The organism is Pseudonocardia sp. DSM 110487, from assembly GCF_019468565.1.
GTDB lineage: Bacteria > Actinomycetota > Actinomycetes > Mycobacteriales > Pseudonocardiaceae > Pseudonocardia.
This window is the reverse complement of the sequence record NZ_CP080521.1, coordinates 9,954,534-9,974,291: the sequence shown is the minus strand read 5'-3', so window position 1 is coordinate 9,974,291 and position 19,758 is coordinate 9,954,534. Positions and strand designations below refer to the sequence as shown.

Below are 19,758 nucleotides of genomic sequence, written 5' to 3'. Positions count from 1 at the left end.
AGATGCGTGCCCTGCGTCCGTTGCGGCTGCTCGTTCCGGTCGTCGTCCTCGTCGCGGCGCTCGGCCTCTTCCTCGGTGTCGGCTTCATGGCCTTCATGGCGAGCACCGGCGGATTCGGCGGCGGGACGCCCAGCTACGGCGTCTGCGACCCGAGTGTGCGCGCCCCGGTCGGCCCGCTGGCCGGCAGCCGTGCCGGCACCCGGATCGGTGACCTGAGCGACGAGCAGCGCGGGAACGCGGCCACGATCATCGGGGTGGCCCGCGACATGGGGGCGCCGCCGAGGGCGTGGCTGATCGCGCTCGCCACGGCGATGCAGGAGTCGACCCTCCGCAACATCAACTACGGGGACCGCGACTCTCTCGGGCTCTTCCAGCAGCGACCCTCACAGGGATGGGGGTCGCCCGCTCAGGTCACCGACCCCGTCTACTCCACGCGGATCTTCATCGAGCGCCTGCTGGAGGTCCCCGCCTGGGAGACCATGCCGGTCACGGTGGCGGCGCAGACCGTGCAGCGGTCCGCGTTCCCGGACGCATACGCGAAGTGGGAGGGCCTTGCAGGCGAGCTCGTGCAGGAGCTCGCGGACATCGCCGATCCGACGGGCTGCGGGCGGACGGCGGTGCTGCCGGAGGGCGTGGCGGGCGCAGCGATCGCGTTCGCGCTCGGCGAGGTCGGCAAGCCGTACGTGTGGGGGGCGACGGGCCCGAACACCTACGACTGCTCCGGGCTCACCCTGCGCGCATTCCAGAGCGCCGGCATCAACCTGCCGCGCGTCTCCCGCCAGCAGTTCTTCGCGGGTGGACACGTGCCGATCGAGCAGGCGCAGGCGGGCGACCTGCTGTTCTACGCCACCGACCCGACCGACCCCGCCACGATCCACCACGTCACCATCTACCTGGGCAACGACCAGATGGTGGAGGCGCCGTACACCGGCGAGCAAGTGCGGGTGCGGCCGGTGCCGTGGAACTTCAAGGAGCTCGTGCCGCTCGCCACGCGCCCGGGCACCACGCCGAACACCGCATAGCGGTATCGATACTGTCGCGCTCGGCAATCCGCCACGGCAGGAGTAGTGCAGGAGTAGTAATGCCCCCCGACAGCGCCGTCCCGGCATCCACCACGCCGGTGCAGGACTACCTCGACCGGCCGGCACCCGGCGCGACGCCGGACCACCTCGTGGTACCGCGCGCGCTCGCGCAGTCGATGCCGCTGCGCTGGCAGCAGGTGTTCGTGGGGCTCCTCGCCGACCTGCACGACGCGTACGGACACCTGCCGTGGCCCGACTACAAGGTGGTGCCGAGCCGCTGGGAGCTGCTGGTCGATCTCGACGAGCAGCAGCTCGCCGCCGCCGGCTACCACGCCGACCTCGGTGCGGACGGACAGCTGGAGTACGTCGACGCGGACGAGAACGTGGTGGAGGACCCGGAGCACCACCGCGTGCTCGCCCCGGTGGACGACCCGCTTCCGCCCGCCTCCGCCGGCCGGGTGGAACCGCGCCCCGCGGCGCCTCTCTGATCCCACCGGGTCTCGGGAACACGATCGTCGTGTCGTGCGTTGGAGCGGACGAGCAAGTTGAGCGTGGCTGGCTCAAGGCATCGGAGATGCCCGCGGCCGGTCCATGGCAGACTTGAGTGAAGGCAGCTCAAGCTACCCACATCGGAGGCACACACCATGGCTCGTGCGGTCGGCATCGACCTCGGGACCACCAACTCCGTCGTCGCCGTCCTCGAAGGTGGCGAGCCGACGGTCATTGCCAACTCGGAGGGTGCGCGCACCACTCCGTCGGTCGTCGCGTTCGCGCGCAACGGAGAGGTGCTCGTCGGGCAGTCGGCGAAGAACCAGGCCGTCACCAACGTCGACCGGACGATCCGCTCGGTCAAGCGCCACATCGGCACCGACTGGAAGACCGGCGACGTCGACGGCAAGACCTACTCCGCGCAGGAGATCAGCGCCCGCGTGCTGCAGAAGCTCAAGCGCGACGCCGAGTCCTACCTGGGCGAGGAGATCACCGACGCCGTGATCACCGTCCCCGCGTACTTCGAGGACGCGCAGCGCCAGGCCACCAAGGAGGCCGGCCAGATCGCGGGCCTCAACGTGCTCCGCATCGTCAACGAGCCCACCGCGGCCGCGCTGGCCTACGGGCTCGACAAGGGCGAGAAGGAGCAGACCATCCTGGTCTTCGACCTCGGTGGTGGCACGTTCGACGTGTCGCTGCTCGAGATCGGTGAGGGTGTCGTCGAGGTCAAGGCCACCAACGGCGACAACCACCTCGGCGGCGACGACTGGGACGAGCGGGTCATCACGTGGCTCGTCGACAAGTTCAAGAGCGCCCAGGGCATCGACCTCACCAAGGACCGGATGGCCCTGCAGCGCCTGCGTGAAGCCGCGGAGAAGGCGAAGATCGAGCTGTCGAGCCAGTCGACCGCCACGATCAACCTCCCCTACATCACGGTCGACGCCGACAAGAACCCGCTGTTCCTGGACGAGACGCTGTCGCGCGCCGAGTTCCAGCGGATCACGTCGGACCTGCTCGACCGCACCCGCGCACCCTTCAACCAGGTGATCAAGGACGCCGGCATCTCGGTCGGCCAGATCGACCACGTCGTGCTCGTCGGCGGTTCCACCCGCATGCCGGCCGTCACCGAGCTGGTCAAGGAGCTCACCGGCGGCAAGGAGCCCAACAAGGGCGTCAACCCGGACGAGGTCGTCGCCGTCGGCGCCGCCCTGCAGGCCGGTGTCCTGCGCGGTGAGGTCAAGGACGTCCTGCTGCTCGACGTCACCCCGCTGTCCCTTGGCATCGAGACCAAGGGCGGCGTGATGACCAAGCTCATCGAGCGCAACACCACGATCCCCACCAAGCGGTCGGAGATCTTCACCACGGCCGACGACAACCAGCCGTCCGTGCAGATCCAGGTCTTCCAGGGTGAGCGCGAGATCGCGGCCTACAACAAGAAGCTCGGCATGTTCGAGCTCACCGGCCTTCCGCCGGCGCCGCGCGGCGTGCCGCAGATCGAGGTCTCGTTCGACATCGACGCCAACGGCATCGTGCACGTGTCCGCGAAGGACCTGGGCACGGGCAAGGAACAGTCGATGCAGATCACCGGTGGGTCCGCGCTGGGCAAGGACGAGATCGACCGGATGATGCGCGAGGCCGAGCAGCACGCCGAGGAGGACAAGAAGCGGCGTGAGGAGGCCGAGGTCCGCAACCAGGCCGAGTCGCTCGTCTACCAGACGGAGAAGTTCGTCAAGGAGAACGACGAGAAGCTGCCCGCGGACGTCAAGGACTCGGTGAACGCCGCGCTCGGCGAGGCGCAGACCGCGCTGAAGGGCACCGACACCGACGCCATCAAGGCGGCGATGGAGAAGCTCGCCACCGAGTCCCAGAAGATGGGTTCGGCCCTCTACCAGCAGCCGGGTGCCGAGAGTGCGGCCGGGGCCAACCCCGGTGACACAGGCGCGGCCGGTGGCCAGCAGGCGGGCGGGGCCGACGACGTGGTGGACGCCGAGATCGTCGACGAGGAGAAGGACAAGAAGTGAGCGAGCTTGCGAGCTCACCATTCGACACAGCAGCGCCGCGAATGCGGCCGACGAGCGTCAGCGAGGAGGTCTCATGAGCCGGCACGACCGCAACGAAGGCGCCGAGAACGGCGACGGGGAGCGGGTCGTGGTCCGGGACCGGCGCCGGATCGACCCCGTCACCGGCGAGGTGCGGTCCCCGGCCGAGCAGTCTGCCGGGGCAGGCCCGGACGCCGCGCCCGAGCAGGCCGCTGAGCAGGTGGCCGGCCCGGACGCCGTCGCGGCCGCCGAGCTCGTCGCCCAGGTCGCCGAGCGCACCGCCGACCTGCAGCGGGTCAGCGCCGAGTACGCCAACTACCGGCGGCGGGTGGATCGCGACCGGGAGAGCGTGCTCGTCGGGGCGCGGGTGCAGTTCGTCTCCGAACTGCTCACCGTCCTCGACGACCTCGACCGCGCGGAAGCCCACGGCGACCTCACCGGCCCGTTCAAGTCCGTCGCCGACAAGGTGGTGGCCGTCACGCAGAAGCTCGGGCTCGAGCCGTTCGGGATGGTGGGCGAGCCGTTCGACCCGTCCGTGCACGAGGCCGTCCAGCACGAGGCGGGCACGGTCGAGGGGCCGACGGTCACCGTCGTCTCCGCGGTGCTGCGCCGTGGCTACCGCATCGCCGACCGCGTGCTGCGGCCGGCGATGGTCACGGTGGCCGACCGGGCCGACGACTTCGCGGCCGATCCTTACGAGAACGGCACCACCACGACAGCACCCGATCCGGCCGTAGAGCCATAGTGCCCCGGACCTAGAGACGCAGAGGAGGCGAAGTGACCCAGCGGGACTGGATCGAGAAGGACTTCTACCGCGAGCTGGGTGTCGCCTCCGGCGCCTCGGCGGACGAGATCAAGAAGGCGTACCGGAAGCTGGCACGCGAGCTGCACCCGGACGCCAACCCCGGTGACGCCAAGGCAGAGGCGCGGTTCAAGGCCGTGTCCGAGGCGTACGGGGTGCTGTCCGACGAGAAGAAGCGTCGCGAGTACGACGAGACTCGTGCGCTCTTCGCCGGTGGCGGCGGATTCGGAGGCGGGGGCTTCCCCGGTGGCTTCGGGTCCGGCGCCCCCGGCGAGGGTTTCGACCTGAACGATCTGTTCGCCAGGGCCGGCACCGGGGGTGCACCCGGTGCACCCGGTGCCGGCGGGCTCGGTGACCTCTTCGGTGGCCTCTTCGGCAACCGGGGAGCCGGCCCGACCACCACACGCACCCAGCGGGGCGCCGACGTCGAGAGCGAGCTGCGCATCGACTTCCTCGACGCCGTGCGGGGAGCCGAGGTGCAGCTGCGCCTCAGCTCGCCGGGCCGGTGCGAGCGCTGCGGCGGCACCGGGTCGCGGCCCGGGAGCACGCCGCGCACGTGTCCGACGTGCGGCGGCGTCGGCCTGGTGAGTCGCAGCCAGGGCGCGTTCGCGTTCTCCGAGCCGTGCCGTGACTGCCGCGGTACCGGCCGGATCATCGACAACCCGTGCCCCGACTGCGGCGGCGACGGCGTGAGCACCCGCACCCGCACGATCACCGTGCGTATCCCGGCAGGGGTGGCCGACGGTCAGCAGATCCGGCTCAAGGGCCAGGGCGAACCGGGCCGCGGCGGCGCGCCGGCCGGCGACCTGTACGTGAAGGTGCACGTCACGCCCCACCGGCTCTTCGGCCGTTCGGAGCGAAACCCGGACGACCTCACGCTCACCGTTCCGGTCACCTATCCGGAGCTGGTGCTCGGCAGCACCGTCACCGTGCCCACGCTGGATTCCACCGTGTCGCTGCGGATCCCGCCCGGGACGGCGACCGGGCGGACCTTCCGGGTGCGCGGGCGCGGGGTGCAGGGCAAGGGCAAGACGGGCGACCTGCTCGTCACCGTCGAGGTGGCGGTGCCGGCCCGGCTCGACGACAAGGCCACCGAGGCATTGCAGACCTACGCCGAGGCCATGAAGGAGTTCGACCCGCGGGCTGACCTGCTCGGAGGTGCGCGATGACCACTGGTGGCCACGGGCTGCCGCCCGGCACGAACATGGACAGCCCCATCTTCGTGATCTCCGTGGCGGCCGAGCTCGCCGGCCTGCACGCCCAGACGTTGCGCAGTTACGACCGGCTGGGGCTGGTCAGCCCCGGCCGGGCCGCAGGCGGAGGGCGCCGCTACTCACCGCGCGACATCGCGCTGCTCCGCGAGGTGCAGCGGCTCTCCCAGGAGGAAGGCGTCAACCTCGCGGGCATCAAGCGGATCATCGAGCTGGAGCAGGTGACCGACGAGCTGCGCAACCGCCTGGAGGAGCTCGAGCAGGAGCTGGCCGCCGCCCGCGCCGCGGCCGAGCACGCCGCGGCCGCGGTGCACGCGTCGTACCGCCGCGACCTCGTCCCGGTCGACCGCCGCCAGGCCCTCGTCGTCTGGCGGCCGAAGCCGCGCAAATAGGCCTAGTGTCCCGAACCGGAAGTCCACCACATAACTCGACGGCCCAGCTTCCCGCTGGGCGCACCGGCGATCCGGCCGAGTACGCCCGGTACGAGGCCGGCTCGCCGGCACGCCCAGCGGAAACCTGGATCCGCCGATTTATGCACCGGACTTCCGGTTCGGGACACTAGATCATCGGCTGGGCGCACACGCGGCCGCATCCGGCCGCCTCCGCGCCGTTCAGCTGATCAAGGACCCGCGCCGGGCCAGTAGGCCGATGATCACGGCGCTGACCACGGGCACGCAGGCGAGGACCAGCCACGGAACAACGGGAGCGGCAACCGCCGGATCGAGCAGCGCGCCCACCGCCGTGCTGCAGACGAGCACGGCGAGCCCTCCGGCCGAGGAGAGCACCCCGAAGTAGACGCCGAGTCGGCGCTCACCGGCCAGGCGTGGCACGAGGTCCTGGGCGACGGGAACGGCGAGCATCTCCCCGGCGGTGAGCAGCGCGACCATCGTCACGGCAGGCCAGAGCGGCACCTGGTCAGTGGATCCGGGCAGCAGTACCGCGACCGCGACCGTGAGAAATGACACGGCCATGAGCCCGAAGCCCAGCACGATCGCGCGGGCCGCTCCGATCCGGCGACCCCAGCGGGTGGCCGCCATCTGACCGGTGATCACCATCACGGAGGCGAGCACGAAGAGCCACCCGAGGGCGGCCTGGTCGCCGGTGGCCCTGCGCAGCTCGGTGGGCAACGCCAGGTAGAGCTGGTTGTAGCAGAGCAGGTAGCCCGAGTAGCCCGCCGCGAACACCATGAAGCGCCGGTTGCGCACCACCTCGGCCCACCCGGCGAGCAGCGGCTCGCCTGCGTGCTGCGCGGGCCTGCGTGGCAGCCAACGCAGGTGGGCGATGCCGATCAGCACGAACACCGCCGCGGCGACAAGGCAGGACAGCTGGAACCCGACGACGAGCAGCGCCGTTCCGACGAGCGGCCCGACGACCGTTCCGACCTGGCCGCTGATCGCGAGCATCGCGAACACGTCCGCTCGCCCCGGCCCACCCGCCTTCGCCCGCTCACCGGCCTCCCGGGCGAGCGACGACTCCACGGCCGGTGAGAACAGCGCGGCGGCGAACCCGGTGAGAACGGCGCCTGCGAGCACGGCCGGCAGACCCTCGGCCAGCCCGAGCAGGACGAACCCGGCCACGCGGAGCGTGCAACCCGCGAGGACGACCGGCTTCGCGCCGAAACGGTCGGTGAGCGTGCCGCCGACGACGAACAGGCCCTGCTGGCTGAACGTGCGCAGGCCGAGCACGAGTCCGACCACCGCGCCTGCGAGCGCGAGGTCCTCGGTGAGGTGCATGGCCAGGTAGGGCAGCACCATGTAGAAGCCGATGTTGAAGGCCAGCTGGGTGAGCACGAGCAGCCGCATCACGCGGGGGAGGCGCCCGAAGTCACGGAGCACGCCGAACCGGCGGCGCGCCGTCGTCTTCTCGATGGTCGTCATTATTGCCAAGTACTAGCATCTGCAGCAGTTCGGTGACAACGCCGGGTTCGGATACATCTATGCACATCAGCGCACATAGTTGACAGGTTGTGCATACCTACAGATGATCCGTTCGCCCGTTCCGTGCCCCCGAAAGGCCCTCGATGCACCGCCATGCCCGGCATCGCTCCGCCGTCGCAACCGTGATCGCGGTGCTCGCGCTCCTCGCCGCCTGCGGTCGGGGCGGTGGCGGGGAGGGCGGCACGCCGGTGCCGGACGGCGAGCTGCGGATCGCCGCGCAGTTCTCCCCGCGCTCGGGCTACGCGATCGACACCGACGACGCGTACATCCTCACCCAGCTCGGCGCCACCGAGGCGCTGACCGCCGCGAGCGCCGACGGTCAGGTGCGACCGGCCCTCGCGGAATCCTGGTCGCAGATCGATCCGCTCACGTGGCGGTTCGTGCTGCGTTCTGGAGTGACGTTCCACGACGGCACTCCATTGACGCCCGCGGCGGTCGTCACGGCGCTCGGCTACGTGGCCGGGGTGGCGGCGCCGCCACGCGCGCTGCGCGGGCTCGGCCTGGCCGCGGTCGAGGACGGCGCCGACGCCGTGCGGATCGCGACGGCGCATCCCGACCCGATCCTCCCGCTGCGGATGAGCAGCCCGAACGCTGTGATCCTCGCCCCGTCGGCCTACGCAGGGGGCGCGCCGTCGGTGATCGGGACGGGTACCGGCCCGATGAGGCTCACCGCCGTGGAGGGCACGCAGCAAGCGGTGCTGGAGCGGTTCGACGGCTACTGGGGCGGCCGGCCTGCGCTCGCGCGGGTGAGCGCAACGTTCGTCGACGACCCGTCCGCACGGGCGCTCGCGCTCCGGGCCGGTGACGTCGACATCGCGCAGGGGCTGCCCGAGTCGACCCTGCTGGAGTTCTCCGCCGGTTCGGGATTCGACGACCAGACGGTCGCCGCCCCGCGCACCGTCTCGCTCCTCATGAACCAGTCCGCCGCCCCGTTCGACGACGCGCGGATCCGGCAGGCGGTCACCCGGGCCGTCGACCGCACGGCGCTCGCCGAGCAGGCCCTCGCCGGGTCGGCGGTACCGGCGTCCGAGCTGTTCGGCCCTGCGGTCGCGTGGGGTGCGCAGGGTCCGGCCCCCGCGCCGGACGTCGCGGGGGCGAGGGCGCTGCTCACCGAGGCAGGGCATGGTCCCGACAACCCGCTGCGCGTCCGGCTCTGGACCTACCAGAACCGGCCGGAGCTGCCCACCCTCGCCACCGCGGTGCAGGCGATGCTGCGCGAGGCCGGTATCGACGCCGAGATCCAGATCGGTGAGTACGGCACGCAGGAGCCGGAGGTGCTCGCCGGCCGCTACGACATGTTCCTGCTCTCCCGCAGCTACCTCACCGACGTCCCGGACGCGGGTGCGACGCTGCGGAGCGACTACACGTGTGACGGGTCCTACAACATCAACCACTACTGCTCGGCCGCGTTCGACTCGCTGGTCGGAACGCTCGACACAACCACTGACGTCGCGGCGCGCCAGGACGTCTTCCGTGCGGCCGCCAGCATGCTCGTCGACGACGCGGTCGGTGTTCCGCTGGTGCACTCGCTGGAGAACGGGGTCTCCCACAACGTCGTCGGCTACACGCTCGACCCGATGACCAAGCAGCTGGTGACGCCTCAGCTCGCCGTCACCGGATGATCACCCGGCGGCTCGTGGCGTTGCCCGCGGTCGTCCTCGCGGCATCCGTACTGATCTTCCTGCTGCCCCGGCTGGCCGGCGTGGACGCCGTCCGTGCCGTGCTGCGAAGCCGGGTGGCGGAGGCCGAGCCCGACCCGATGGCGGCCGCGCGCGTGGCCGCCGAACTCGGGCTGGACCGGCCGCTCCCTGAGCAGTTCCTCCGCTGGTTCTGGCACGTTCTCACCGGTGACCTCGGACTGTCGTACGCGACCCGGACGCCGGTCGCCCCGCAACTCGCGTCTGCGCTCGGCGTGTCGGCGGTGCTGGCGGTGCTGGCGCTCGTGCTCGCTGCGGTGATCGGGATCCCGGCGGGTGTGCACGCTGCCCGCCGCCCGCGAGGGCTGGTGGACCGGATCGTGACGGTGACGTCGGTGCTGGGGGTCGCCGTGCCCGAGTTCATCCTCGCGCCGGTGCTGGTCCTGCTGCTCGCGGTGGCGATCCCGCTGCTGCCGGCGCTGGGGTGGGGCAGCCCGGCACAGGCCGTACTCCCCGCGCTGACGCTCGCGGCGTTCCCGGCCGCGCTCGCCGCCCAGCTCACCCGCGCCGAGACGGCCGACGTGCTGTCCCGCCCGCATGTGGTGCTGGCGCGGGCGAAGGGCCTCGCCGCCGGCGCCGTGCTGTGGCGCCACGGGGCCCGGCTGGCGCTCACCGCGGTGGCGTCGCTCTCCGGGTTGTTCTTCGCGGGCCTGCTCAGCGGGGCCGTCGTCGTCGAGGTCGTGTTCGCGGTGCCGGGGCTGGGCCGGTTGCTCTACGACGCGGTGATCGGCCAGGACCTGCCGATGGTCCAGGCCGGGCTGCTCGCCGTCGTGGTGATCGCGGTGCTGGCCGCGCTGGCGGCCGAGATGCTGCAGCTGGCGCTCGACCCGGTCGCAAGGGCGGCGGCGCAGCGATGAAGCGGGTGTGGGTCGTTCTCGTGGTGGCCGGGGCCGCGATCGCGTGGCTCCTTCCGCTGGACCCGGTGGCGACCGACCTCACCGACCGCTTTGCGGCCCCGTCGTTCGCCCATCCGCTGGGCACCGACCACCTCGGCCGGGACGTGTTCGCCCGGCTGGCCGACGGCGCGTGGATCTCGGTCGGGCTCACGGCCATCGCCCTGGCCGTCTGCGCGGTGCTGGGCACGGCCGCGGGGTTGCTGTCCGGATACGGAGGCGGTGTGGCGGCCGGGTTCGTGCAACGGGGTGTCGACGTCCTCGCCGCCATCCCCACGATCATCGTCGGGCTGGTCATCGCGGCCGTGCGCGAGCCGGGCACCGCCACGCTGCTGCTCGCCGTTCTGGTCACCGGGTGGTCGCCCTTCGCGCGGCTCGCGCACCACCTCACCCTGCGCGAGCGCGCGAGGGAGTACGTCGAAGGCGCGGTGGCGATCGGTGCCGGACCGGTCCGCATCGCGGTGCGGCACGTCCTGCCGAACGCGCTGCGCCCCCTCGTGGCCCACGCCTGCATGCGGTTCGCCAACGTCCTGCTGTCGATCGCAGGCCTGTCGTTCCTCGGCCTCGGCGTCCAGCCTCCGACGCCCGAGTGGGGGGTGATGCTGGCCGAGGGGCGGCAGTTCATGTTCCTCGCCCCGCAGCTGGTGCTGGTGCCGGCCGCGGCGATCGTGGTCGCAGCGACGTGCGTCACCGTGCTCGGGCGCCGGTTGGAGCGCCGCTGGGACAGCACATAAGGTGCTGTTGCAGTTTATTGGCGACAGGAGTGCACGTGGCGACCAGAGAGGTGAGTGGCCGCAGGCTGGGCCTCGTTCGGCCCGATCTGAAGGAGGCGCTCGGCGCGGTCGGTGTCGTGCCGGCACGGGCCGGCGTGCCGCAGAGCCGCGCCGTGTTCGAGCGGGACGGCGTGGTGATCGTGCCGAACACGCCGACCGAGCCCGACGAGCTGGTGATCGCCGCCGGCCGGACCCTCGGTGGCAGGCTGCGAGCGCTGACGGGCATCCGTCCCCAGGGCGGCACCGACAGCCCGGCGCTCGGACTGCACTCGGACGGCGCCAACGTGGTGGTCGAGGTCCACGGCCGCCGCGTGCTCATGCGGGAGCCGGACGAGGACTACCTCTACATGCTCTGCTCGTCCCCCGCGCCGTCCGGTGGCGACTCGGTGCTGATCGACGGGTACGCCCTCGTCGACCGGCTCGGCGAGGCCGCACCGGAGCTGCACGCGTTCCTCACCCGATGCGACGTCGACTACTTCGGCGGATGGCGCACGCCGGCCCGGGGGGTGCCGGCGACGCCGCTCGTCCGCAGGCTCGTCGAGTGGACCCGCGGCGGCAGGCGCGTCGTGCGGGCGAGCGACTACGCCGCCCCGGTGCCCCGCGAACCGCGCTGGGACGAGCACATGGTCTTCCTCGACGAGTACGCCGACGTGCTCGCCACCGCGTTCGACTGCGCCCCGCGTTTCCGCCTCGAGGCGGGCGACCTCATGGCGGTGGACAACTACCGCTTCCTGCACGGTCGCGACGCGTTCCGCGGAACGCGGGAGCTACACGTCCTCGCCGTCCGTTCTGCGGACGCCTGGTAGCGGTTCGCTCACCCGCAGGTCGACCACCTGGAGCGTCGCCTGCTCGACGAGCGAGAAGCTCAGTCCATCGTGAACGGGTCGTACTTGATCCGGTCCAGCGGCGTGCCTGCGACCAGCATCCGGGAGACCGTGGAACGGATCATGGCGGGCGAGCCGCAGACCAGGACGTCGTGGTCGACCCACGCCCCGTACCGGGTGACGACGTCGGCGAGGGTGCCGTGCTCGGCCCCTGATGAGCCCTCGTCCTCCTCCACGACGGGGATGACGTCCAGCCATGTGTTGCTGTAGGAGAACTTGCGGAGGCTGGTGAAGTCGTAGAGGTCGTCCCATGTGCGGCCGCCGACGAACACCTGGGTGCGGGGTTGCTCCGGCCGCTCCGCGATGTCCTCGAGCAGGGCCTTGAGGGGGGCCAGGCCGGTGCCGCCGCTGATCATCAGCAGGTCACGCCCTGTGGTGGGGTCGACGTGCATGCGTCCCATCGGGGGGCCGATGCGCCAGGTGTCGCCGATGCGGGAGTGGGCGACGATGGCCCGGCTCACCCAGCCGCCGTCGACGGCGCGAACGTGGAACTCGAGGATGCCGTCCTCACGGGGGGCGTTGGCGGGCGAGAGGTAGCGCCACAGCCGCGGGCGCTGCGGGGTCTCGATGCTCACGTACTGGCCCGCGCGGTACGGGATCGGCTCGCTCGCCTGGACGGTGATGAGGGCGAGGTCCCAGCCGAGACGCTCGTGCCCGACCACCCGGCCGAGCCATGACGCGGGCCCGCGCTCGGCCTGGGCCGCGGTGCGCATGGCCTCGGACACCACGGCGTAGGCGTCGGTCCACGCGTCGCGCACGGAGGGTGTCCAGGCCGGGCCCGCGGTGGTGGCGATCGCGGTGATCAGCGCGTTCCCGACGGCCTCGTAGTGCTGGGCGACCACGCCGAACTTGCGGTGGTCGCGCCCGAGCTGCTCGAGGAAGGGCACGAGCTCGTCGGGCTGGTCGACCATCTGCACGACGTGCACGAGCGCGCGCATGAGGCGGCTGCGCTGCACCTCCATGTTGACGGGGAACAGGTCGCGGCTCTCCGGCGCGTTCTGGAACAGGGTGGCGTAGAAGAGGCGCCCCATCTCCTCGGCGTGCGGCTCGACCTCGGCCCAGCTGTCCCTGATGAGCTGCGCCAGCCCGTGCTCTTCGCCGCGCGGCTCACCGATGCTGGGCAGATCGGTGAGCAACTGTTCAGCGGTCATGAAGGCCGGCTTCTTCCTGCTCGTCGGTACGGGGAGCACGGACCGGGGTCCTGGCGCGACAGCTTATCGCGCGCGACGCTTCTCGGTGACTCTTCAGCACTCGGATGGCACGGTGAAAGGGTGGCTCCCCGCACTCGACCTCTCGCCCAGACCGGCCCGACGACCGTCCAGCGCACGGTGGAGGTGTCGTCGCCGTCCGTCGAGTGCGATCCGTTGCCCGGGTCGGCGGGTGAGCACGCCCTCCAGTGCGCTTACGGCACGGAAGCGCGCGCTCACCGCTTCTATGCCGAGCAGGTCAGGGATCGACTGCTGCCGACCATGGTGGCGTTCGTCCAGCGGATGGAGATGGTGTTCGTGGCCTCGGCGGATGCGCGTGGTGAGTGCGACGCGTCGCTGCGCGCCGGGCCTCCCGGGTTCATCCGCGTGCTCGACGCCCGCACGCTCGCGTACCCGGAGTACCGCGGCAACGGCGTGCACGCGAGCCTCGGCAACCTCTCGGAGAACGGGCACCTCGGCCTGTTGATGGTGGACTTCGTCCAGGACCTCATCGGCCTGCACGTCAACGGCACGGCCCGGATCGCGGAGGCGGCGGAGTTCGAGGCGGTGTACCCGCCGGTCGCAGCCGACGAGGAGCACGGAAGGCGGGCCGAGCGGTGGGTCGTCGTCGGGGTCGAGGAGGCCTACGTCCACTGCCGCAAGCACATCCCGCGGATGACGCGCGTGCACGAGAAGCGCGAGTGGGGCACCGACGACCCCGGACGCAAGGGCGGCGACTACTTCCGGGCGAAGGAGACACCACGGTGGCGTCCGCGCCCGAACGCGGGCCGCAGGCGGTTCCCGAGCACCACGCACCTCGGGGGCGGAAGCGCGCGGCTGCTGCGGCCGCGCTGAGGGCACGCAGGAGTTTCACGTGGAACCGGCGAGCGGGTCGGTGCCGGCCGGATCAGCGCCCGCGCAACCTGCGCATCGCCCCGACGACCAGCGCCAGCAGCCCGAGCATGCCGAGCACCAGCCACACGAACCCGGCGAAGACGCCGACACCCGTGACCGCCACCGCGAGGAAGAGGAGCACGCACGCGGCCATCCCGAGATAGGTGAGGCGCAGCGGGCCGTCGGTGCGCAGGGAGGCCAGCACCGCGGGCCGGGTCGCTGCGGGCAGGTCGCGCACGGTCCACCAGGTCAGCAGCCCGATCGCCAAGAGCGAGACGGCGGCGGTGACCCGGGCCGACCACGTCGCGTCGCCCGGCTCGGCGCCCGAGGCAACCACGCAGGCGATCGTCGCCGGGACGAACAGCATCCGCAGCCGCCACGACAGCTTCCAGAGCACGACCGCGATGGTCCGCAGCACGATCGGCATCGTGGGATCGATCCCGCCGGCCTCGACGAGGCCGCGGAGCCCGCGCATCGGGTGGCCGGTGTTGACGTCGAGTACGGCCAGGTCGTGGCGGGCCAGTGCGTTCTGCGGGTCCAGCCGCAGTGCCTCCTCGTAGGCCCGGCGGGCGGTGTGCCGGTCGCGGAGGTCGTCGGCGATGTCGGCGACCATGAGGTGCGCGGTCGCCGACTCCGGGTCGAGGGCCACGGCGTGCCGCGCGGCCTCGTACGCCTCGGGCAGCCTGCCGGCGGCGGAGAGCACGCGCGCGCAGGTTCGCGCGATCTTGGGCTCGTGGGGCCGGAGCGACCGCGCCGTGAGCGCGGCCTGCACGGCCTCGTCGTGGCGTTTCAGTCCGGAGAGCAGCGAGGCCCTGATCTGGTGGTGGCGGGCCTCCTGGGGATCGAGGGCGATCGCCGCCTCCGCGGCCGCGAGCCCCTCCGCCTGCCGGTCGGCGAGATCGAGCACCCACGCCAGCTCGCTCAGCAACCCGGGCTCGTTCGGAGCGGCGGTCAGCGCCTCACGGAGGGTCCGTTCCGCATCGTCGAGCCGTCCGAGCAGGCGCAGGTTCTCGGCGCGCTCCAGGGCCGCAGAACTCACGAGGCGCTGCTCAAAGCTTCTTGTTCTTTCGCAGGTACGCCGACAGGTCGTCGTACTCGCCGTCGGTGTTGGCGAACGCCACCACGTTGCGGGCGGTGGCGAACCACGGCCCCGTGCTCGGGCGGATCTCCTTGACGGCCGCCTCGAGGTCCTTCGTGGTGAGCGCGTGCAGCCGGCCGTCGCGCATCGACAGTGCGAGCGCGCGCTCGGCGGCCGTGGTGCAGACGTGCGCGAGATCGGCGCCGGAGAAGTGCTCGGTGAGCTTGACGATCCGGTCGAGGCTCACGTCCGCCACCGGCCGATCCCGCAGGTGGTAGTGCAGGATCGCGGCGCGGGCGGGCGCGTCGGGCGGGAGCACGAGCACCATGCGGTCGAACCGGCCGGGCCGGCGCAGCGCGCTGTCGATGTCCCACGGGTGGTTGGTGGCGCCGAGCACGAACACGCCGTCGTTGTCGGCCGTGACGGAGTCCATCTCGGAGAGCAGCTGGTTGACGGTGTTGCGCATGCTGGTGGAGTGCGCGAGGTGGGAGCGCTTCTGGCCGAGCGCGTCGAGCTCGTCGAAGAACAGCACGCAGGGGGCGCGACGGCGGGCCTCGGCGAAGATCCGGGCGAGGTTGCGTTCGCTCTGCCCCGTGTACATGTCGAGGACGTCGGAGATCCCGACGGCGAAGAAGCTCGCCCCGAGCTCGCCCGCCACCGCCCGGGCGATGAACGTCTTGCCGCATCCGGGTGGGCCGTAGAGCAGGAGGCCGCCGCTCAGGCTCTTGCCGAACGCCTTGGCGAGCTGCGGGTTGCGCATGGGGCCGAGGAAGGCGAGCTCGAGGCGCTCCTTGACCTGCTGCATGCCGCCGACGTCGGCAAGGCGGGTGCCCGGCTGCTCGATGTCCTCGACCACAGGGGATGGGGCGTCGTCGTCCGCGGGGACGGGTTCCGCGATGCCGGCCACCTCGTCCTCGGCCTGTGTCCAGTCGAACCCCTGCAGCCGCTGTGGTTCGGGATGCTGGGGCTCGGGATGGTGCGGGGCGGGAGGCGGCGGGGCCATCGCGGTCGTGAGCCGCTGCAGCATGGCGAGCGCTTCGGCGTTGCCCGGGTCGCGGGCGAGCGCCTGGCTGCAGTGCTGCAGCGCGTCGGCCGGCCGGCCGCGTTCGGCGAGGAGGCCCGCCACGTGCAGCCGCAACGGGACGTCGTCGGGAGCGGCGTCGACCGCGGTGAGCAGACTGGTGAGGAGTACGTCGTCAGACATCGTTCCGAGTATCGCTTGCGGGCCGACGCCGTTTTGCGGGGGAGGCGCGCAGGGAGCGAGGAACGAGCGACCGAGCACCGGAGGAGCAAGACGGCGTCACCAGGGCCCGCAAGCCCGCCGGAGCGAAGCGGAGGCAATCAGACGCCGAAGAGTGACCCTTGAGTGGAACACGCTCAACTTTCCTGACGTTGTTCCTCTCGACGGGCACGATGGTGCCCTGACCGACCACGTGCAGGAGGAACCGAGGGGATGGATTCCTTCAACCCCACCACCAAGACGCAGCAGGCCATCTCGGCCGCGGCGCAGGCGGCGGCCCTCGCCGGCAACCCGGACGTGGGGCCCACGCACCTGCTCGGCGCGCTGCTGGCCCAGACCGACGGTATCGCGGCGCCGTTGCTCGCCGCGGTAGGCGCTGACGCGGCCGCCGTGCGCGGTGAGCTCACCCAGCTCGGCAACCGGCTGCCGTCGGCGTCGGGGTCCACGGTGAGCGCGCCGCAGCTGTCCCGCGAGGCGCTCGCCGCGATCAACGCTGCTCAGCAGCTCGCCACGGAGATGGGCGACGAGTACGTCTCCACGGAGCACCTGCTGGTCGGGCTCGCGTCCGCCCGTAGCCAGGTCGCCGACCTGCTGCGCCGCCACGGTGCCACGCCCGACGCCCTGAGGGAGGCCTTCGCGAAGGTTCGCGGGTCGAGCCGGGTCACCAGCCCTGACCCGGAGGGCACCTACCAGGCACTCGACAAGTACGGCGTCGACCTCACCGAGCGGGCGCGCAAGGGCGAGCTCGACCCGGTGATCGGGCGCGACACCGAGATCCGCCGGGTCGTGCAGGTGCTGTCGCGGCGCACCAAGAACAACCCGGTCCTGATCGGCGAGCCCGGTGTCGGCAAGACCGCCATCGTCGAGGGACTCGCCCAGCGCATCGTGGCCGGTGATGTGCCGGAGTCGCTGCGCGGCAAGCGGGTGGTGGCGCTCGACCTCGGCGCCATGGTCGCGGGCGCGAAGTACCGCGGCGAGTTCGAGGAGCGGCTCAAGGCCGTGCTCAAGGAGATCACCGACAGCGCCGGTCAGGTCATCACCTTCATCGACGAGCTACACACGATCGTCGGCGCCGGCGCCACCGGCGAGGGCGCGATGGACGCCGGCAACATGATCAAGCCGATGCTCGCACGCGGCGAGCTGCGGATGGTCGGCGCCACCACGCTCGACGAGTACCGCCAGCGCATCGAGAAGGACCCCGCACTGGAGCGCCGGTTCCAGCAGGTGCTGGTCGGCGAGCCGTCCGTCGAGGACACGGTCGGCATCCTGCGCGGGCTCAAGGAGCGCTACGAGGTGCACCACGGCGTCCGGATCACCGACGCCGCGCTCGTGGCCGCCGCCTCGCTGTCCGACCGCTACATCACCGCCCGGTTCCTGCCGGACAAGGCGATCGACCTCGTCGACGAGGCCGCGTCCCGGCTCCGGATGGAGATCGACTCCCGGCCGGTCGAGATCGACAGCGTCGAGCGCGCCGTGCGCAGGCTGGAGATCGAGGAGATGGCGCTGGAGAAGGAGTCCGACGCCGCGTCCGTCGAGCGGCTGGCCGTGCTGCGCGGGGAGCTGGCCGAGCAGCGCGAGAAGCTGTCGGCGCTCACGGCCCGCTGGCAGAACGAGAAGCACGCCATCGAGTCCGTGCGGGAGCTGAAGGAGCAGCTGGAGGGGCTGCGCGGGGAGTCGGAGCGCGCCGAGCGCGACGGCGACCTCGGCAAGGCCGCCGAGCTGCGCTACGGACGCATCCCGGCGCTCGAGAAGAAGCTGGCCGAGGCCACGGCCGTCACCGCGCCCGAAGCAGACGTGATGCTCAAGGAGGAGGTCGGCCCGGACGACGTCGCCGACGTCGTGTCCGCGTGGACCGGCATCCCCGCAGGGCGGCTGCTCGAGGGTGAGACCGCCAAGCTGCTGCGCATGGAGGACGATCTCGGCAGGCGGGTGGTCGGCCAGGCCGAGGCAGTTCGCGCGGTGTCCGACGCCGTACGGAGGGCCCGCGCCGGTATCTCGGACGAGAACCGGCCCACCGGGTCGTTCCTGTTCCTCGGCCCCACCGGCGTCGGCAAGACGGAGCTGGCCAAGGCGCTCGCCGAATTCCTGTTCGACGACGAGCGGGCCATGATCCGCATCGACATGAGCGAGTACTCCGAGAAGCATTCGGTGGCCCGGCTCGTCGGTGCCCCGCCCGGCTACGTCGGCTACGACCAGGGCGGCCAGCTCACCGAGGCGGTGCGCAGGCGCCCGTACTCGGTGGTGCTGTTCGACGAGGTCGAGAAGGCGCACTCGGACGTGTTCGACACGCTTCTGCAGGTGCTCGACGACGGCCGGCTCACCGACGGGCAGGGGCGCACGGTCGACTTCCGCAACACGATCCTCGTGCTCACCTCGAACCTGGGCTCGCAGGCCATCGCCGACCCGGCGCTCGACGACCGCGGCCGCAAGGACGCCGTCATGACGATCGTCCGGCAGCACTTCAAGCCGGAGTTCCTGAACCGGCTCGACGACGTCGTGGTCTTCCACGCGCTGTCCACGGAGGAGCTCACCGCGATCGTCGACATCCAGCTCGACCGGCTGCGCGAGCGGCTGGCGAAGCGCAGGCTCAGCCTGGAGGTCACCGACGCGGGGCGGGAGTGGCTGGCGATGAACGGCTTCGACCCGGTCTACGGGGCGCGGCCGCTGCGCAGGCTGGTCCAGTCCTCGATCGGTGACCAGCTGGCCAGGGAGCTGCTGGGCGGGGAGATCCGCGAGGGCGACATGGTGCGCGTCGACCTCGACCCCATGGCGGAGGGCGGCACCGGTGCGTTGATCGTGGGACGGGGTCTTCCGGTAACCATGATCTAGCCCCGCGCCGGAGGTCCGGTGCGTGTATCGGCGGGCCGTCGAGATAGATGCTGGATCTTCGGCGCAGGGCGCTAGGCCCGTGGCGTTCCCGGTCGTCGGGGCTCTGCGCCGCTACGCTGCTCGATCGTGGGTCTCTCGTCGACGGTGTGGTTCGTCATAGCCGTGATCGCGCTGTTGATCGGCGCCGCCTTGCTGTTTGCCGACAGCCGTCGCGGCTCCGGGTCGAAGGACCGGAAGCGATGGGCCGCGCTGCGCGGCTGGGAGTTCTTGGACACCGATCCGGTGCTTCCCAGCCGCTGGCGCTACGGCACCATCCACCAGGGCGGCCCTGGCGTGGCGCGCAACCTGATCAGCGGTGACGTGCCCACCCCGGACGGGCCGCGGATGGCGTACGTGTTCGACCACGAGCAGGCCGGGAGGCTGACCTCGATCCTGGTGGCGGTGCAGCTGCAGGAGCCGCTGCCGGCCGCCGTCGAGCTGCGCCTCCCGTCGGCCCCGCTGCCCGACGACGCCGGGCTCGACCTGCTGCAGCCGGTCGGCGAGCGGTACGCGTTCGTGTCGGACGCCGCGGCGGTGCGCCCGCTGCTGACGCCCCGGCTCGCCACCGCGGCAGACTCGCTCGGCGACGACGTCGAGCTGTTGTGGGCCGAGGAGTCCTGGGTGCTGGCCACGGCGCCGCTGAGCTCCAACGCCGAGCGGGTGCAGGACCTGCTCGCCGACCTCGCCGAGTTCGCCACCGCACTGGAGCAGGGGCTGGGGGTCCGCCTCCGCAAGGAGTCGTGA

17 protein-coding genes are annotated in these 19,758 nt (G+C 71.7%); 13 read left to right on the top strand and 4 right to left on the bottom strand.

The window, feature by feature from the left end:
- Positions 1-2: 2 nt before the first annotated feature.
- The 6 genes from K1T35_RS46625 to K1T35_RS46600 all read left to right on the top strand — a co-directional run bounded on the left by K1T35_RS46625 (position 3) and on the right by K1T35_RS46600 (position 5,955).
- A complete protein-coding gene (locus K1T35_RS46625) occupies positions 3-1,022 on the top strand; it encodes a C40 family peptidase (RefSeq protein WP_220258025.1) in 1,020 nt (339 codons plus the stop codon).
- A gap of 59 nt (positions 1,023-1,081) precedes the next feature.
- Positions 1,082-1,510, top strand: a complete 429-nt coding sequence (locus K1T35_RS46620) for a hypothetical protein (RefSeq protein WP_220258024.1) — start codon at positions 1,082-1,084, stop codon at positions 1,508-1,510.
- A gap of 156 nt (positions 1,511-1,666) precedes the next feature.
- A complete protein-coding gene (gene dnaK / locus K1T35_RS46615) occupies positions 1,667-3,532 on the top strand; it encodes a molecular chaperone DnaK (protein ID WP_220258023.1) in 1,866 nt (621 codons plus the stop codon).
- A gap of 73 nt (positions 3,533-3,605) precedes the next feature.
- On the top strand, positions 3,606-4,295 hold the full coding sequence (gene grpE / locus K1T35_RS46610; protein ID WP_220258022.1) for a nucleotide exchange factor GrpE: 690 nt from the start codon (positions 3,606-3,608) through the stop codon (positions 4,293-4,295).
- 32 nt (positions 4,296-4,327) lie between these two features.
- Entirely contained in the window at positions 4,328-5,521 is a 1,194-nt protein-coding gene (gene dnaJ / locus K1T35_RS46605; protein WP_220258021.1) for a molecular chaperone DnaJ, read from the top strand.
- On the top strand, positions 5,518-5,955 hold the full coding sequence (locus K1T35_RS46600) for a heat shock protein transcriptional repressor HspR (protein WP_220258020.1): 438 nt from the start codon (positions 5,518-5,520) through the stop codon (positions 5,953-5,955). The genes dnaJ and K1T35_RS46600 overlap by 4 nt, the downstream gene beginning before the upstream one ends.
- Before the next feature lie 219 nt (positions 5,956-6,174).
- On the opposite strand, the gene K1T35_RS46595 is transcribed toward K1T35_RS46600, so the two are convergent.
- Positions 6,175-7,440: an MFS transporter gene (locus K1T35_RS46595; protein ID WP_220258019.1), complete on the bottom strand. Its 1,266-nt coding sequence runs from the start codon at positions 7,438-7,440 to the stop codon at positions 6,175-6,177.
- A gap of 182 nt (positions 7,441-7,622) precedes the next feature.
- Between K1T35_RS46595 and K1T35_RS46590 the strand changes: the two genes are divergently transcribed.
- Genes K1T35_RS46590 through K1T35_RS46575 form a run of 4 tightly spaced genes read left to right on the top strand, consistent with a single transcriptional unit; the run spans position 7,623 to position 11,669 of the window.
- The gene (locus tag K1T35_RS46590; protein ID WP_255621395.1) at positions 7,623-9,122 is read left to right on the top strand and encodes an ABC transporter substrate-binding protein; all 1,500 of its coding nucleotides are present in this window, start codon (positions 7,623-7,625) and stop codon (positions 9,120-9,122) included.
- Complete coding sequence (locus K1T35_RS46585; protein ID WP_220258017.1) at positions 9,119-10,054, top strand: ABC transporter permease; 936 nt, start codon at positions 9,119-9,121, stop codon at positions 10,052-10,054. The genes K1T35_RS46590 and K1T35_RS46585 overlap by 4 nt, the downstream gene beginning before the upstream one ends.
- Positions 10,051-10,824, top strand: coding sequence for an ABC transporter permease (locus K1T35_RS46580; protein ID WP_220258016.1), 774 nt, complete (start codon positions 10,051-10,053; stop codon positions 10,822-10,824). The genes K1T35_RS46585 and K1T35_RS46580 overlap by 4 nt, the downstream gene beginning before the upstream one ends.
- Positions 10,825-10,859: 35 nt before the next feature.
- Positions 10,860-11,669, top strand: coding sequence for a TauD/TfdA family dioxygenase (locus K1T35_RS46575; RefSeq protein ID WP_220258015.1), 810 nt, complete (start codon positions 10,860-10,862; stop codon positions 11,667-11,669).
- Between the two features lie 59 nt (positions 11,670-11,728).
- Here the strand turns inward: K1T35_RS46575 and K1T35_RS46570 are convergent, their stop codons facing one another.
- Positions 11,729-12,898 (bottom strand): globin domain-containing protein, encoded by a 1,170-nt coding sequence (locus K1T35_RS46570; protein WP_220258014.1) that lies wholly within the window; start codon positions 12,896-12,898, stop codon positions 11,729-11,731.
- A 120-nt stretch (positions 12,899-13,018) separates the two neighbouring features.
- Between K1T35_RS46570 and K1T35_RS46565 the strand changes: the two genes are divergently transcribed.
- The gene (locus K1T35_RS46565) at positions 13,019-13,789 is read left to right on the top strand and encodes a pyridoxamine 5'-phosphate oxidase family protein (protein WP_220258013.1); all 771 of its coding nucleotides are present in this window, start codon (positions 13,019-13,021) and stop codon (positions 13,787-13,789) included.
- A 52-nt stretch (positions 13,790-13,841) separates the two neighbouring features.
- Here the strand turns inward: K1T35_RS46565 and K1T35_RS46560 are convergent, their stop codons facing one another.
- Positions 13,842-14,867 carry a tetratricopeptide repeat protein gene (locus K1T35_RS46560; RefSeq protein ID WP_220258012.1) on the bottom strand — a complete coding sequence of 342 codons (1,026 nt, stop codon included), beginning with the start codon at positions 14,865-14,867 and terminating at the stop codon, positions 13,842-13,844.
- A 10-nt stretch (positions 14,868-14,877) separates the two neighbouring features.
- Positions 14,878-16,110 (bottom strand): 26S protease regulatory subunit, encoded by a 1,233-nt coding sequence (locus K1T35_RS46555; protein WP_220258011.1) that lies wholly within the window; start codon positions 16,108-16,110, stop codon positions 14,878-14,880.
- A gap of 249 nt (positions 16,111-16,359) precedes the next feature.
- Here K1T35_RS46555 and clpB point away from each other — a divergent pair, with 249 nt between their 5' ends.
- Complete coding sequence (gene clpB / locus K1T35_RS46550) at positions 16,360-18,975, top strand: ATP-dependent chaperone ClpB (protein WP_220258010.1); 2,616 nt, start codon at positions 16,360-16,362, stop codon at positions 18,973-18,975.
- A 126-nt stretch (positions 18,976-19,101) separates the two neighbouring features.
- Positions 19,102-19,758, top strand: a complete 657-nt coding sequence (locus K1T35_RS46545; RefSeq protein ID WP_220258009.1) for a hypothetical protein — start codon at positions 19,102-19,104, stop codon at positions 19,756-19,758.